Source organism: Aeromonas sp., assembly GCF_050252055.1.
Classification (GTDB): Bacteria; Pseudomonadota; Gammaproteobacteria; order Enterobacterales; family Aeromonadaceae; genus Aeromonas; species Aeromonas caviae.
Genome location: NZ_JBFWLQ010000001.1, coordinates 18,628 through 32,579 on the forward strand (window position 1 = coordinate 18,628; position 13,952 = coordinate 32,579).

At 61.1% G+C, this 13,952-nt stretch carries 13 protein-coding genes; 7 read left to right on the forward strand and 6 right to left on the reverse strand.

The window, feature by feature from the left end; all coding sequences use genetic code 11:
• Positions 1-128 precede the first annotated feature (128 nt).
• Both AB7E19_RS00090 and ilvN read left to right on the forward strand, forming a co-directional pair.
• A complete protein-coding gene (locus AB7E19_RS00090; protein WP_316286774.1) occupies positions 129-1,847 on the forward strand; it encodes an acetolactate synthase 3 large subunit in 1,719 nt (572 codons plus the stop codon).
• Entirely contained in the window at positions 1,847-2,341 is a 495-nt protein-coding gene (ilvN, locus tag AB7E19_RS00095; protein ID WP_010673160.1) for an acetolactate synthase small subunit, read from the forward strand. Before AB7E19_RS00090 ends, ilvN begins: the two co-directional genes overlap by 1 nt.
• A gap of 479 nt (positions 2,342-2,820) precedes the next feature.
• Here the strand turns inward: ilvN and pta are convergent, their stop codons facing one another.
• Entirely contained in the window at positions 2,821-4,974 is a 2,154-nt protein-coding gene (gene pta / locus AB7E19_RS00100; protein ID WP_010673161.1) for a phosphate acetyltransferase, read from the reverse strand.
• A gap of 70 nt (positions 4,975-5,044) precedes the next feature.
• Positions 5,045-6,247: an acetate kinase gene (locus AB7E19_RS00105; RefSeq protein ID WP_010673162.1), complete on the reverse strand. Its 1,203-nt coding sequence runs from the start codon at positions 6,245-6,247 to the stop codon at positions 5,045-5,047.
• A 301-nt stretch (positions 6,248-6,548) separates the two neighbouring features.
• On the opposite strand from AB7E19_RS00105, the gene yfbV reads away from it, so the two are divergent.
• Positions 6,549-6,989, forward strand: coding sequence for a terminus macrodomain insulation protein YfbV (gene yfbV / locus AB7E19_RS00110; RefSeq protein ID WP_029313829.1), 441 nt, complete (start codon positions 6,549-6,551; stop codon positions 6,987-6,989).
• A gap of 52 nt (positions 6,990-7,041) precedes the next feature.
• On the opposite strand, the gene AB7E19_RS00115 is transcribed toward yfbV, so the two are convergent.
• From AB7E19_RS00115 to AB7E19_RS00125, 3 genes are all read right to left on the reverse strand, one after another.
• Positions 7,042-7,542 (reverse strand): YfbU family protein, encoded by a 501-nt coding sequence (locus tag AB7E19_RS00115; RefSeq protein ID WP_039040945.1) that lies wholly within the window; start codon positions 7,540-7,542, stop codon positions 7,042-7,044.
• A 194-nt stretch (positions 7,543-7,736) separates the two neighbouring features.
• Positions 7,737-8,201 carry a thioredoxin-dependent thiol peroxidase gene (gene bcp / locus AB7E19_RS00120; RefSeq protein ID WP_322131024.1) on the reverse strand — a complete coding sequence of 155 codons (465 nt, stop codon included), beginning with the start codon at positions 8,199-8,201 and terminating at the stop codon, positions 7,737-7,739.
• Between the two features lie 23 nt (positions 8,202-8,224).
• Positions 8,225-8,758, reverse strand: a complete 534-nt coding sequence (locus AB7E19_RS00125) for a glycine cleavage system protein R (protein WP_010673166.1) — start codon at positions 8,756-8,758, stop codon at positions 8,225-8,227.
• Between the two features lie 188 nt (positions 8,759-8,946).
• Here AB7E19_RS00125 and dapA point away from each other — a divergent pair, with 188 nt between their 5' ends.
• From dapA to AB7E19_RS00140, 3 genes are all read left to right on the forward strand, one after another.
• On the forward strand, positions 8,947-9,834 hold the full coding sequence (gene dapA / locus AB7E19_RS00130) for a 4-hydroxy-tetrahydrodipicolinate synthase (protein ID WP_029313831.1): 888 nt from the start codon (positions 8,947-8,949) through the stop codon (positions 9,832-9,834).
• Complete coding sequence (bamC, locus tag AB7E19_RS00135) at positions 9,827-10,945, forward strand: outer membrane protein assembly factor BamC (protein ID WP_029313833.1); 1,119 nt, start codon at positions 9,827-9,829, stop codon at positions 10,943-10,945. The genes dapA and bamC overlap by 8 nt, the downstream gene beginning before the upstream one ends.
• A gap of 169 nt (positions 10,946-11,114) precedes the next feature.
• A complete protein-coding gene (locus AB7E19_RS00140; RefSeq protein WP_427934397.1) occupies positions 11,115-12,218 on the forward strand; it encodes a phosphoribosylaminoimidazolesuccinocarboxamide synthase in 1,104 nt (367 codons plus the stop codon).
• 123 nt (positions 12,219-12,341) lie between these two features.
• Here the strand turns inward: AB7E19_RS00140 and AB7E19_RS00145 are convergent, their stop codons facing one another.
• A complete protein-coding gene (locus tag AB7E19_RS00145; protein WP_041211120.1) occupies positions 12,342-12,944 on the reverse strand; it encodes a short chain dehydrogenase in 603 nt (200 codons plus the stop codon).
• A 97-nt stretch (positions 12,945-13,041) separates the two neighbouring features.
• Here AB7E19_RS00145 and AB7E19_RS00150 point away from each other — a divergent pair, with 97 nt between their 5' ends.
• A complete protein-coding gene (locus AB7E19_RS00150) occupies positions 13,042-13,944 on the forward strand; it encodes a LysR family transcriptional regulator (protein ID WP_010673171.1) in 903 nt (300 codons plus the stop codon).
• Positions 13,945-13,952 lie beyond the last annotated feature (8 nt).

Consider the following 13,952-nt stretch of genomic DNA (forward strand, 5'->3'; position numbering starts at 1 on the left):
TACTATCGACGGCTCCGAACTCGCCTGATCTGCCTGCAGACAACAACAAGACTCGGATCGGCGCTGCCGGGAAGCAGCGGACTGTCGATAGCTTTCGCTTAACGGAGCAAAGCCTGGAGGGCTTTATCATGGAGATGTTATCAGGCGCCCAGATGGTGGTTAGAGCGCTGGAAGATCAGGGAGTGGAACACGTTTTCGGCTACCCTGGTGGCTCAGTGCTCGACATCTATGACGCTCTCTTCGAAAACGGCAAGATGGAGCATGTCCTGGTGCGGCACGAGCAGGCCGCAGTGCACATGGCGGACGGTTACGCCCGCTCCACCGGCAAGGTGGGCACTGTGCTGGTGACCTCGGGTCCCGGCGCCACCAACTGCATCACGGGGATCGCCACCGCCTACATGGATTCCATTCCCCTGGTGATCCTGTCCGGCCAGGTGCCGACCAGCATGATCGGGGAGGATGCGTTCCAGGAGACCGACATGATCGGCATCTCCCGCCCGGTGGTGAAGCACAGCTTCCTGTGCAAGAAAGCCAGCGACATTCCCGAGGCCATCAAGAAGGCCTATTACATTGCCGCCAGTGGCCGCCCGGGGCCCGTGGTGGTGGATCTGCCCAAAGACGTGCAGAATCCGAAAGAGAAGTTCCCCTATCAGTATCCCGAGTCCGTTTCCCTGCGCTCCTACAATCCGACCAAGGCGGGACACAAGGGCCAGATCAAGCGGGCTGCCAAGCTGCTGACCGAGGCGAGCCGCCCGGTCATGTACGTGGGTGGCGGCGCCATCAACGCCAATGCGGATCACCTGGTGACCAAGCTGGCGGAGCTGCTGAACCTGCCGGTGACCACCACGCTCATGGGGCTGGGCGCTTTCTCCGGCAGCCATCCGCAGTTCATCGGCATGCTCGGCATGCACGGCACCTTCGAAGCGAACAAGAGCATGCACAACGCGGATCTCATCTTCGCCGTGGGTGCCCGCTTCGATGACCGCGTCACCAACAACGTGGCCAAGTTCTGCCCGAATGCCACCATAGTCCACATCGACATCGATCCCACCTCCATCTCCAAGACGGTGCAGGCTCATGTGCCCATCGTCGGCTCGGTGGAAACCGTGCTGGAGCAGATGCTGGAAGTGATCCGCGAGTGTGGTTTCGACAACGACAAGCAGGTACTGGCGGACTGGTGGGAGCAGATCAACCAGTGGCGCTCCCGCAACTGCCTGGCCTACGAAACCCATCCCACCCTGATCAAGCCGCAGCAGGTCATCGAGACTCTCTACAAGGTGACCAAGGGGGAGGCGTTCGTCGCCTCCGACGTCGGCCAGCACCAGATGTTTGCCGCCCTCTACTACCCGTTTGCCAAACCACGTCAGTGGATCAACTCAGGTGGTCTCGGCACCATGGGGTTCGGCATTCCGGCCGCCATGGGCGCCCAGTTTGCCAACCCGGATGCGGTGGTCTGCTGCGTCACCGGCGACGGCTCGGTGCAGATGAACATTCAGGAGCTCTCCACCTGCATGCAGTACGGGGTGCCCATCAAGATCATCTCCATCAACAACCGTGCGCTGGGCATGGTCAAGCAGTGGCAGAAGATGTTCTACGGTGGCCGCCACAGCCACTCCTACATGGAATCCCTGCCTGACTTCGTCAAGCTGGCGGAAGCCTATGGCCACGTCGGCATCGCGGTGAGCGATCCGGCGGAGCTGGAGAGCGCCATGGAGAAGGCCTTTGCCATGAAGGACAGACTGGTGTTCATGGACATCTCGGTCGATCCGGACGAGCACGTCTATCCGATGCAGATCAAATTTGGCGCCATGGACGAGATGTGGCTGAGCAAGACGGAGAGAACCTGATGAGACACATCATTTCAGTACTGCTGGAGAACGAATCCGGCGCCCTGAGCCGTGTGGTAGGCCTCTTCTCCCAGCGCGGCTACAACATCGAGACCCTGACGGTGGCCCCCACCGAGGATCCCACCCTGTCCCGCATGACCATCGTCACCATGGGAGATGAGCGGGTGCTGGAGCAGATCCAGAAGCAGCTGCACAAGCTGGTGGACGTGCTCAAGGTGTGTGACCTGAGCGAGGGTGAGCACATCGAGCGGGAGATCGCGCTGGTCAAGGCGCGCGCCGCCGGTGGTGCACGTGACGAACTGAAGCGGCTGGCGGACATCTTCCGTGGCCAGATCGTCGACGTCACCCCCGAGCTCTACACGGTGCAGCTCGTCGGGACCAGCGAAAAGCTGGACGCCTTCATCAAGACGGCTGCCCAGACCAACGAGATCATCGAAGTGGTGCGCTCCGGTGTCTGTGGCATCTCCCGGGCGGACAAATCCCTGCGTCCCTGATGTGGCCGGATGTGAAAATAGCTGTTCAAGGGCTCTTCGGAGCCCTTTTTCGTGTCTGGCAGCGTTGCGGGCAAGTGGGGGGGGCCGGTAGGGATGCAGGCCACAGCATCAGGAGGTTATCGAGGGGGTGAAAGAGAAGGGGGAAGGGAGGGTCTTCACCTGTCATTTTCTTTCAAATGATCGGTAAACTATCCACAAAAGCTGTGGAAAACTCTGTAGATTAGCGGTGTGTCTGGCGTTAGTCTCATGATCTTAAAGGGATATTTCAATTTGATCCTGGCTGGATCGCATTTGTGCAATCCCCTGGCGAGGGTGTGAGCGTTTGCTTATCCCTCGTGCCTTGCCAAGGGCGGAACGCGGATCTGTCTGTAGATCCGGACGGGATCCCGACCTGATCTTGCGGATCAACATTTCTGGGCGCGAGCCATAAAAAAACCCGCCTCTCGGCGGGTTTTTCATTGTATCGGACTGCGGGTCGACTACTCGGCCTGGGCTGCCTGGATGCCGGTCAGGGCGATGGTGTAGACGATGTCGTCCACCAGGGCGCCACGGGAGAGGTCGTTGACCGGCTTGCGCATGCCTTGCAGCATGGGGCCGATGGAGACCAGCTCGGCGGAGCGCTGTACCGCCTTGTAGGTGGTGTTGCCGGTGTTCAGGTCCGGGAACACGAACACGGTGGCCTTGCCGGCAACCGGGGAGTTCGGTGCCTTGGACTTGGCGACGTTCTCCATGATGGCCGCATCGTACTGAAGCGGGCCGTCGATGATGAGGTCGGGACGCTTGGCCTTGGCCAGCTCGGTCGCTTCACGCACCTTCTCCACGTCCGCGCCGGCGCCGGAGGTGCCGGTGGAGTAGGAGATCATGGCCACGCGCGGCTCGATACCGAAGGCGGCGGCGGAGTCGGCGGACTGGATGGCGATCTCGGCCAGCTGCTCGGCAGTGGGATCCGGGTTGATGGCGCAGTCACCGTAGACCAACACCTGGTCCGGCAGCAGCATGAAGAAGATGGAGGAGATCAGGGAAGAGCCCGGAGCGGTCTTGATGATCTGCATCGGCGGACGGATGGTGTTGGCAGTAGTGTGCACGGCGCCGGATACCAGGCCGTCAACTTCATTGCGCTCCAGCATCATGGTACCCAGTACCACGTTGTCTTCCAGCTGCTCGCGGGCAACCACTTCGGTCATACCCTTGTTCTTGCGCAGCTCGACCAGACGAGCCACATAGCGCTCGCGCACGGCAACGGGATCGATGATCTCGACGCGGTCGGTCAGTACCACGCCCTGCTGTTCGGCAACACGACGGATCTCTTCCGGGTTGCCCAGCAGCACCGGACGGGCGATGCCACGCTCGGCACAGATAGCGGCAGCCTTGATGGTGCGCGGCTCTTCCCCTTCCGGCAGCACGACGCGCTTGTTGGCCTGACGGGCCAGCTCGGTCAGCTGATAGCGGAAGGCCGGCGGGCTCAGGCGACGGGAGCGGGTGGACTTGGCGGAGAGAGACTCGATCCAGTGCTTGTCGATGTGACCAGCAACGTAGTCCTGCACCAGCTCGATACGCTCGCGGTCATCTTCCGGGATGTCGACGTTGAAGTTCTGCAGGCTGACGGCGGTCTGCCAGGTGTTGGTGCCGGTGATCATGATCGGCAGGCCGGTGGCCATGGCCTGTTGGCACAGGGCCATCACCTGGGGTTCCGGGTGGTAGTTGCCGGTCAGCAGCAGGGCACCCAGCTTGACGCCGTTCATGGCGGACAGGCAGGCGGAGACGATGACGTCGGAGCGGTCGCCGGAGGTCACCAGCAGGCTGCCCGGACGGAAGTGCTCGATCATGTTGTGGATTGAGCGGGCGCAGAAGGTCACGGTCTGCAGGCGGCGGCTTTCCAGCTCACCCTTGTTGATGATCTTGGCGGCCAGGTGCTTGGCGAGATCCTTGGCGCGCGGGGCGATCAGCTGGGTGTTCCAGGGGATGCAGCCGAGGATGCGCAGCGGACTCTTGCCGAAGACCTGCAGCACTTCCAGGTTGTGGCCGGTATCGGCGCCGTGGTGGTGCGCTTCGAACATCTCGGTCAGGTCGGGACGGGTCACGCCGTGCTCGTCAACCGGGGCACCCACCTTGTTGATGACGCAGCCCACGATGCGCGGGTTGTTGACGCCACCGAAGTTGGAGCAGGCCAGCTCGATGCGCTCTTTGAGCTTCTGGCTGGAGTCGTTGCCCGGATGGGTCACGAACACCATGTCGGCGTCCAGCGCCTTGGCGACGTCGTAGTTCAGCTTGTTGGCAAAGGGTTGCTTGTCGGTCGGCACCAGGCCCTCGATCACCACCACTTCGGCGCCGCTGGTCTTCACGTGCTCTTCGAAGCGGGCCACGATCTCTTCCAGCAGGATGTCGGTGTTGCTGGAGGTGATCATGTTCTCGGCGTAGGAGAGGGCAAACGGCTCGGGCGGGTTGATGTTGGCAGCGGCGCGGATCACGGCGGTGGAGCGCTCGGTACCGGTTTCACCCGGACGCGGCTGGGCGACCGGTTTGAAGAAGCTGACATTGACACCGTGACGTTCCATGGCGCGAACGACGCCAAGACTCACGGAGGTTACGCCGACACCAGTGCCGACCGGGATGAGCATAATAGTGCGTGCCACTTATTACCCCTTGTTCATTTTTTGGGATCAGGAAAAGGCCGCCCTGGGGCGGCCTTGCTCTACAGCTAATTTATGCGCCGACCAGTTCCAGCGCGTCGTGGGCGATGACCCACTCTTCGTTGGTCGGGATAACCAGGGCCTTGGTGGAACCAGCCTTGGTGATCTCGCCGCCCTTGCCGAAGCGAGCCTTCAGGTTGGCGTCGTGGTCGACGTCAAAGCCCAGCAGGCCCAGCTTGTTCAGGGTGATCTCACGGATCGGGGCGGAGTTCTCGCCGATGCCACCGGTGAAGACCACGGCATCCAGACGACCGTCCATGGCGGCGGCGTAGGCACCGATGTACTTAGCCAGACGGTAGCAGTACACGTCCATGGCGCGCTTGGCTTCTTCCTTGCTGTCGTAGTTGTCTTCAACGAAACGGCAGTCGGAGGTGACTTCGGTCAGACCCTGCAGGCCGGATTCCTTGGTCAGCATGGTGTTGATCTCGGCAACGCTCATGCCCAGTTTGTCGTGCAGGAAGAAGATGATGGCCGGATCGATGTCACCGGAACGGGTACCCATCACCAGGCCTTCCAGCGGGGTCAGGCCCATGGAGGTGTCGACGGACTGGCCGTTCTTGATGGCGCAGACGGAGCCGCCGTTGCCCAGGTGGCAGTTGATGATGTTGAGCTCTTCCACCGGCTTGTTCAGCTGCTTGGCCGCTTCCAGGCTGATGTAGTAGTGGCTGGTGCCGTGGGCGCCGTAGCGACGGATGCCGTTCTCTTTGTAGAGCTTGTACGGCAGGGCGTACAGGAAGGCTTCTTCCGGCATGGTCTGGTGGAAGGCGGTGTCGAACACGGCGACGTTCTTCTCGGCCAGTTCCGGGAAGACCTTCAGGGCGGCACGGATACCGATCAGGTGAGCCGGGTTGTGCAGCGGTGCGTAAGGAATGGCGGCTTCGATGCCGGCAATGACGTCATCACAGATGCGAACGGAGGAGGTGAAACGCTCGCCGCCGTGTACCACGCGGTGGCCGATGGCGATCAGGTTCTTGGACAGTTCCGGGTTGAGCGGCAGGATCTTGTGAACGATGAAGTCCAGCGCTTCCTGGTGAGCGGCACCGGCACCCAGATCAGCGTTGCCTTTCTCGCCGTTCAGCTTCCACTTGATGCGGGCGTCGTCGAGGTTGAAGCATTCGGCCAGGCCGGACAGCAGGTCATCACCGGTGGTTGCGTCAATGACAGCAAACTTCAGGGACGAGCTGCCACAGTTAAGAACAAGAACCAGCTTACTCATGAATAAATCCTATCGCAGATTGGGTTGGGTTGGAGGATGCGCCGGACGCGGTGCGTCCAAAAACTATCAACTTATCCTTATGAGGGTTGGCAATCTGTTGCTTGCCCCTTGTATAGTGATACAAGACCCGAAATTCAGACGTCCCTGACTGGTCAGTGGCCGTGCCCCAGCGTAAAAATGGGCGTACAAAGGATAACCTGATTGTTGAAAAATAACAAAGTCATCCTCAACCTTTGTTATTGCCTCTCAAATATTGTCGAGGTTTTGCCGTTAATGCGTTCGAAAAGAGCTCGGAGGTAGCATGAGCATGAACATTTTTGGAACTAAATTACAGCAAGGCCGTCATTATATGACTCTTTGGCCGCGCCGTCCCGAGCTTAATTCCATGTTCCCGGAGAATCGGGTGATCAAGGCCACCGAATTCGCCCTCAAGGTGATCCCGGCACTTGCGGTGCTCAGCGTCATGGTGCAGTTCCAGTTTGGCGAGCTTCATTACTGGCCCTCCGTGATGGCGTCCGTGCTCTTCCTGCTCAGCCTGCCGCTGCAAGGGTACTACTGGCTCGGCCAGCGCGCCGATACCCGGCTGCCCCCCTCCCTCGCCACCTGGTATCGGGAGATAAACGGCAAGATGAACGAGCAGGGCGGTCAACGTCAGCTGGTGGCCCGTCCCCGCTACGAAGAGCTGGCCGATACCCTCAACGCCGCCTTCAAGCAGCTGGACAAATCCTTCCTCTACGAATGACTTTCCGAAGTCAGACTGACGACAAAGGCGCCCTCAGGCGCCTTTTTCACATTCAGGCGGCCAGCACCTTGCTGATCTCCTGGATGGAGAGCTTGTACTGACGGGGGCACTGACGCCAGACCGCCAGCATGCGCTGGTACTTGTCCCGCATGGCGATGTCGCTGGAGAGCTCATCGCAGGGGCAGGGCAGTTCGGGGAAGCGCTTGTCCACTTCCAGCAGGAAGCAGACGTAATCCGCCAGTTCCCGCTCCTGGCTGCGGCTGTAGCCGTTGAAGGCAAGGCGGCTCTCGTTGACATCGGCCCGGGCGCTGGCATCCAGGTTACCCCAGGAGATGGCCAGTGCATGGTGCAGCTCCAGGGTGTCCAGCACCTCCTGGCAGGTGGCGAGGTCCAGATGGCCGAAGCTCTTCTCCAGCTCGAGGATTTGCAGGCAGTAGCCGCGCTCGACGATGGTGCTGGCACGCTGGTAAAACGCCGCCTTTTCCGGATTGAGTTTGGCCAGGATCTCGTACTGGTTGCTCAGGATCAGGCGTTCGGTGTGGCTCATGTTCATGGGCTGTCTCGCTGGAAAATGAATCTGGGGTCACGTTAACCCATATCCAGGATGAATTTTTTGATCTGAGAGGGGAGGTTGGCGAGAAAAGGGGGAGGAGGCGCCCTGGTGAGCCGCCAGAGAGTGGGGGCTGATGCCGTGGTGAAACGAGCAGGGCCCGCCATGGCGAGCCCTGCAACAATGCCGCTGGTGGCTTACCCCTTGACGAGGTCGAGCACCACCTGATGGTGATCGCTGGTCTTGAACTTGTCGAAGCGATGGGCAACCTTGCCCTCTTCGTCGATGAGGAAGCTCAGTCGATGGATGCCGTCATACTCCTTGCCCATGAACTTCTTCGGGCCCCAGACGCCAAAGGCATCGGCCACCGTGTGATCCTCATCGGCCAGCAGGCGGAAGTTGAGGTTGTCGCGCTCCTCGAACTTTTTCAGGCGCTTGGCGCTGTCAGGGCTGATGCCGAGCACCACCACATTGAGGGCAGCCAGCTCGCTATTGACGTCGCGCAGACCGCAGGCCTGGGTGGTGCAACCCGGGGTCATCGCCTTGGGGTAGAAATAGATCAGCACCTTCTTGCCGCGCAGGTCGGCGAGGCGAACCTGATTGCCGTCCTGATCGGAGAGGGAGAAATCGGGGGCCTGGGTACCAGCTTCTAGTGGTGACATGGGGTCTCCTCGGATAAACGCCGTCAGGCGTACTTGTGATTGACGATGAATTCGAACGACTCGGCGCCCAGTCCACGACAGAAATCGGCGAAGGCTGTCTTCGAGCCGGGCTCTTCTCCCTGCTTGGAGAGATTCAACTGAAAGTTCGCCTTGAGCAGGTTGAAGGGCTGCTGTTCCAGGGTGATGGTCTGCATGGCCTGGATGTCCCAGCCGTGATCGCTGAAGAACTGGGTGCACTGACTTACGATGCCCGGCTGATCCCGGATCAGCACCTCTGCGCTGGCGCTGATGTCATATTGCAGGGAGTGGTGGCGCTCGGTGCGTTTCATCATGGTGATGAGATCCCACTCCTGGCTGCGCAGTGGGAGGCTGATTTCCAGTTGCATCAGGCTGTTCCAGTCACCGGACAGGAGCATGATGAAGGTGAATTCGTTGCCGAAGATGCCAAGACGGCTGTCGACAATGTTGCAACCGCAGCCACTGACGTGACGGGTCACCTCATTGACGATGCCAGGCCTGTCCGTGCCGATGGCCGTTACGACCAGGTAATGAGTCATAAATCGTCTCTCGTCCATTATTGAGAATGCGTTGACCGCGGGTGCCGGCACCCTGCCGTGAGGCCTCTTGTGCGCTCGTGCATTCATACGTTTTGTGCCGGATGGTAACACGGCTTGTCCCCTGCCTCCCTTGTTTTTCAAAAGGGGCAGCTTTACCATTACGCCCCTGAAAATCGGGAGAATTATCCATGTTACGCGGTAGTATTGTTGCGCTCGTTACCCCCATGCTGCCTTCGGGCGACATCGATTGGGTCAGTCTGGCAGCGCTGGTGGAATATCATGTGGATGCCGGGACCAGCGCCATCGTCGCCGTGGGAACCACGGGAGAGTCGGTCACCCTGAGCGAGCAGGAACATATCGCCGTGGTTGAGAAGACGGTGGAATACGCCGCCGGACGCATTCCCGTCATCGCGGGCTGCGGCTCCAACAATACTGCTCATGCCATCGCCCTCTCCCGGCGTTTCGCCACCATGGGCGTGGTGGCGGGTCTCTCGGTTACCCCCTATTACAACAAACCCACCCAGGAAGGCCTCTATCGTCACTATTGTGCGATCGCCGAGGCTAGTGGTCTGCCTCAAATTCTCTATAATGTGCCCGGTCGCACCTGCTGTGACCTCAAACCCGAGACGGTGGCCCGTCTGGCCAAGGTGCCCGGCATCATAGGTTTGAAAGAAGCGACTGGCGATCTTGGCCGTACCCCGCTGCTGCGCGAACTGTGCGGGCCGGATTTTGCGCTTTATAGTGGCGATGACGCCAGCGGATGTGATTTTATGCTGCAAGGGGGCGATGGTGTCATTTCGGTCACCACCAATATTGCGGCGCCCCAGATGGCCGACATGTGTCGTGCTGCCCTGGCCGGTGATGCCGGGCAGGCTCATGACATCAACAATCGATTGATGCCGTTGCATCAGACTCTGTTCTGTGAACCGAGTCCCATCCCGGTGAAATGGGCCTGTGCCCGGCTGGGATTGATGGCGACGGCGACCTTGCGTCTGCCCCTGACCGATCTCACCCCCGAGGGGGAAGCGGCGATGGCGCGAGCACTGACGACTGCGGAGTTGATGGCGAGTGTTTAAAGCAAATGGAAAGGGAAATGCAGTGCGCCTGGTACTGAGTGTCGCGACGGTGGCCGTGCTGGCTGCCTGCAGCTCACCCCAGGAACGCAAAATGGCCAACCGTGGCTTCGAGTATGAAGAGAGCCGCCTCGAAGGCCGCGCCTTCCTTGTGCCCGCCGGGTTGAGTACCCCCGCCTTTAACAGCAATTTCGACATTCCGGCCCTGCCCGAGAGCAGCCGTGAGGGCGCCCTCGGGGCCAAGGTGGACGTGCGTCCGCCCGCCCAGTTGCTCACCGTGGTGCCCGGCAGCCAGGTGGTGGCCAATGCCAGCGAGCCAACCGTCGCCTTCTATGCCCTCAGCACCTCCCAGAGCGTGGAGCGCGATACCTGGGCCTTCCTGATGAACTTCCTGGCCGAACACAAGGTCACCACCGAGAAGCTGGATCAACAGGACGGCGTCTTGCAGACCGGCTGGTTTGACAACTCAGCGGTGCTCGATGGCTGGGCGGAAGATGACGATGACTTCAAGATCCGTCAGCGTTACCAGTTCACCCTGCGCAACGATGTGCAGCGCCACGCCATCAAGATGTCGGTACGGGTGCTGGATCACGAAGAGACCATCGACGGCGAGACCAGCACTGTGCTGACGCCGGCGGACGCCCAGCGTTATGCTACCCGCGCCCTGAACCAGTTCTCCCTCTATTACGACAAGCAGCTCAAGGCCCGTGAACAGCACAAGTCCAGCGATGGCATGGGGCTGGAGCTGGGTCTGGACAACAACGAGCTGAGCGCCTGGATTGCCGAAGGGTCGTTTGACCAGGTGTGGCGCCGCCTCAATCAGGTGCTGCCTGCCTATGGTTTCACCATCAAGGACACCCAGCAGTCCCTGGGCTGGATCGACGTGGAATACGATGAGCCGGACAGCGAGTTCTGGAAGGCCAAGGGAGCGGAACCCTTCAAGCTCGAGGAAGACAAGTATCGCTTCCAGCTCGGCGAGATGACGGGCGGCAAGACCTCCATCACCCTGTTCGACAAGGACAAGAAGCCTGTCGCATCCGGTGTCATCTCCCAGATGTACATCAGCCTGTCCGAGGCCTTTGCCAAGGGCTTGGCCGATCAGGGGGCGAAGTAAGCATGGAAACAGGGGCCTCGCGCCCCTGTTTTGTTATGTCCGGGTTGCCGCAGGGCCAGCGTGCCGAGCCGGTTGCCCCGGGCCTGAGTACCTGATGATGTGAATCCCCCACAGACAGGGGTCTGGTGCCCCTGCCTAACTAGTCCCACAACAGGAAGTGTTATTAGCCATGAGTCTTGCAGATCAAGTATTGGCGGTGAACGACGATTTGCCGATCCGTACCGATAAACCTGTCCATTCCGGCAAAGTGCGCAGCGTCTACTGGTTGACCCCGGCAGACAGTGCCCGGCTCATTCGGGAGAAAGGCTATGATGTGCCGGCCGATACGCCCCTGGCCCTCATGGTGATCAGTGATCGCATCTCGGCTTTCGACTGCATCTGGCAAGGGGTGGACGGTCTGAACGGCGTGCCGGGCAAGGGTGCGGCGCTCAATGCCATCTCCAGCCACTGGTTCAAGCTGTTCAAGGAGCAGGGGCTGGCGGACAGCCACATCCTGGACATCCCGCACCCCTTCGTCTGGATCGTGCAAAAAGCCCGTCCCGTGATGATCGAGGCCATTGCCCGCCAGTACATCACCGGCTCCATGTGGCGTGCCTACAAGGATGGTGAGCGGGAATTCTGCGGCATCACCCTGCCGGAAGGGCTCAAGAAGGATCAGAAGCTGCCCGAGATCCTCATCACCCCGTCCACCAAGGGGATCCTCAAGGGGCTGGATGGCGTGCCGGAAGCGGACGACGTCAACGTCTCCTGCGGCGACATCGAGCGCCACCATCAGGCCTTCGGCTTCCGCTCCCCGGCGGACATCGACCGCTACGAGGCGCTGCTCAAAGAGGGCTTCAACGTCATCAGCGAGGCGCTGGCTGCCCTGGATCAGGTCTTCGTCGACACCAAGTTCGAGTTCGGTTACGTGACCGATGCCGCCGGTCGCGAGAAGCTCATCTACATGGATGAAGTGGGCACCCCCGACAGCTCCCGCATCTGGGACGGCGCAGCCCTTCGCGGCGGCGAGATCATCGAGAAGTCCAAAGAGGGCTTCCGCCAGTGGCTGCTGAACCACTTCCCGGATCCGGACATCCTGCTCAACAAGAACCGCATGCCCGAGCGCTTCGCCCTGGCCCGTGACAACAAGCTGCCCACCGAGGTGATGATGGATATCTCCCGCACCTATGTGGGGATCGCCGAGAAGATCATCGGTCAGCCGCTGGTACGCAGTGCCAATCCGAAGCAGGAGATCATCGAGGTACTGCGGGAGCAGTACGGCCTGATCGACTGAGGCCGACCGCTTTTTTTGCCGCAGGCGCACAAACGTTTGCCGGTGGCTGGCGAGGCGCTTGCAACGCAGATGACAAAACGGGCCCCATGACGGGGCCCGTTTTCATTGGGTTGTCCGGAGCGCTCAGCCATTGACCCGGAAGATCTGACCGGTCTGTACCCCCAGTACCGATTTCTTGTAGGCCTGGGCCACCCGGGCGGCGGGTACCGGCACGAAGCCCGGGAAGAAGTCGGCATACTTGCCCATGGACTCTTCCAGCACAGTGGGGCTGACCACGTTGATGCGAATGCCCCTTGGCAGCTCGCAGGCGGCCCCTTTCACGAAGTGCTCGATGGCACCGTTGATGGTGGTGGCGCTCACCCCCCAGTGGATGGGCTCCTCGCTCAGAATGCCGCTGATGAGGGTGATGGAGCCACGGTCGCTCAGGTGGGCAATGGCGGCCCGGGTCAGGTTGATCTGGCCCATCAGCTTGCTCTGAAGCCCTACCTGCCACTGCTCGTCCGTCATCTCGGTCAGGGCATTGAAGGCGACGCTGCCGCTGGCGACCACCAGGGCATCGAAGGACCCGACCTGCTCGAAGAGCGCCCGGATGGAGGCGGGGTCGCGCATGTCCACTCTGGCATCCCCCTGGCTGTGACCGACCCGGATCACCTGATGATCCTGGGCAAGCAGTTCGCTGACGGCGGCGCCAATGGTGCCGGAGGCACCCACAATCACAATCTTCATATCTATCGCTCCTGGTTGAGATGAGTTGATGATAGCGGGATAAAAAGGGAGAAAAAGCTCTTATGATGAACCCATTGTTTCCATATTGGTGCTAATGATGGATATCACTCACCTGGCCAGTTTCTATGAAGTGGTGCAGCGGGGCAGTTTCTCCGCCGCTGCCGATGCACTGGGGGTGAGCAAGGGGATGCTGAGTCGCCATGTCAGCGCCCTGGAGTCCGCCCTCAATGCCCAGCTGCTCCAGCGCACGACCCGCAGACTCAGCCTGACCGAGGCGGGGCGGGTGCTTCACCTGCAGGCCGGCGAGATCTTCGCCCTGGCCCGGGAGGCGGAGGAGGGGATCCGCGCCCTGACCGAGGAGGACAGCGGCCGCCTGCGCTTCACCTGCCCGGTCAGCACGGGGGACCGCATGGTGAGCGAGCTGCTCGCCCGTTTTGCCGAGCTGTGCCCCGGCGTCCAGGTCGAGCTCAACTTCACCAATGCCATGATCGACATGAGCCAGGGGGAGAATGACATCGCTCTGCGGGCCATGGAGCTGATTCCCGACAACCTGGTGGCCCTGCCGCTCGGCAGGCTCAAGGATGTGGTGGTGGCAAGCCCCGCCCTGCTGGCGCGAGAGGGGATCCCCGCCACTCCCTATGAGCTGGGGGGGCGCTCCTGCCTGCTGCAGGGCCACAACCCGGACTGGGAGCAGTGGCACTTTCGCCAGGGGGAAGAGGAGGCGCACATCCTGGTGCAGGGGCGAGTGCGGGCCAACCACTACAGCACCCTGCTGCAACTGGCCCGGGCGGGCATGGGCTTTGCCAAGTGTCCACTGATGCTGGTGGAGGCCAGCCTGGCCCGAGGGGAGCTGGTGGCCGTGCTGACGGAGTGGCAGACCGGCCTGCATCCGATCCATGTGCTGCACGCCCAGCAGCGCCGGGTGCCGCGCAAGATCCGGCTGTTCAAGCAGGTGCTGGCCCAGTGGTTTGCCGAGCGGCCCCATTATCTGCTGGGGTGAGCCTGCAT

Coding starts and splice junctions, on each gene's coding strand:
- AB7E19_RS00090 (WP_316286774.1), top strand. CDS start 129: ATGGAGATGTTATCAGGCGCCCAGATGGTGGTTAGAGCGCTGGAAGAT.
- ilvN (WP_010673160.1), top strand. CDS start 1,847: ATGAGACACATCATTTCAGTACTGCTGGAGAACGAATCCGGCGCCCTG.
- AB7E19_RS00105 (WP_010673162.1), bottom strand. CDS start 6,247: ATGAGTAAGCTGGTTCTTGTTCTTAACTGTGGCAGCTCGTCCCTGAAG.
- yfbV (WP_029313829.1), top strand. CDS start 6,549: ATGAGCATGAACATTTTTGGAACTAAATTACAGCAAGGCCGTCATTAT.
- AB7E19_RS00115 (WP_039040945.1), bottom strand. CDS start 7,542: ATGAACATGAGCCACACCGAACGCCTGATCCTGAGCAACCAGTACGAG.
- bcp (WP_322131024.1), bottom strand. CDS start 8,201: ATGTCACCACTAGAAGCTGGTACCCAGGCCCCCGATTTCTCCCTCTCC.
- AB7E19_RS00125 (WP_010673166.1), bottom strand. CDS start 8,758: ATGACTCATTACCTGGTCGTAACGGCCATCGGCACGGACAGGCCTGGC.
- dapA (WP_029313831.1), top strand. CDS start 8,947: ATGTTACGCGGTAGTATTGTTGCGCTCGTTACCCCCATGCTGCCTTCG.
- AB7E19_RS00140 (WP_427934397.1), top strand. CDS start 11,115: ATGAGTCTTGCAGATCAAGTATTGGCGGTGAACGACGATTTGCCGATC.
- AB7E19_RS00145 (WP_041211120.1), bottom strand. CDS start 12,944: ATGAAGATTGTGATTGTGGGTGCCTCCGGCACCATTGGCGCCGCCGTC.
- AB7E19_RS00150 (WP_010673171.1), top strand. CDS start 13,042: ATGGATATCACTCACCTGGCCAGTTTCTATGAAGTGGTGCAGCGGGGC.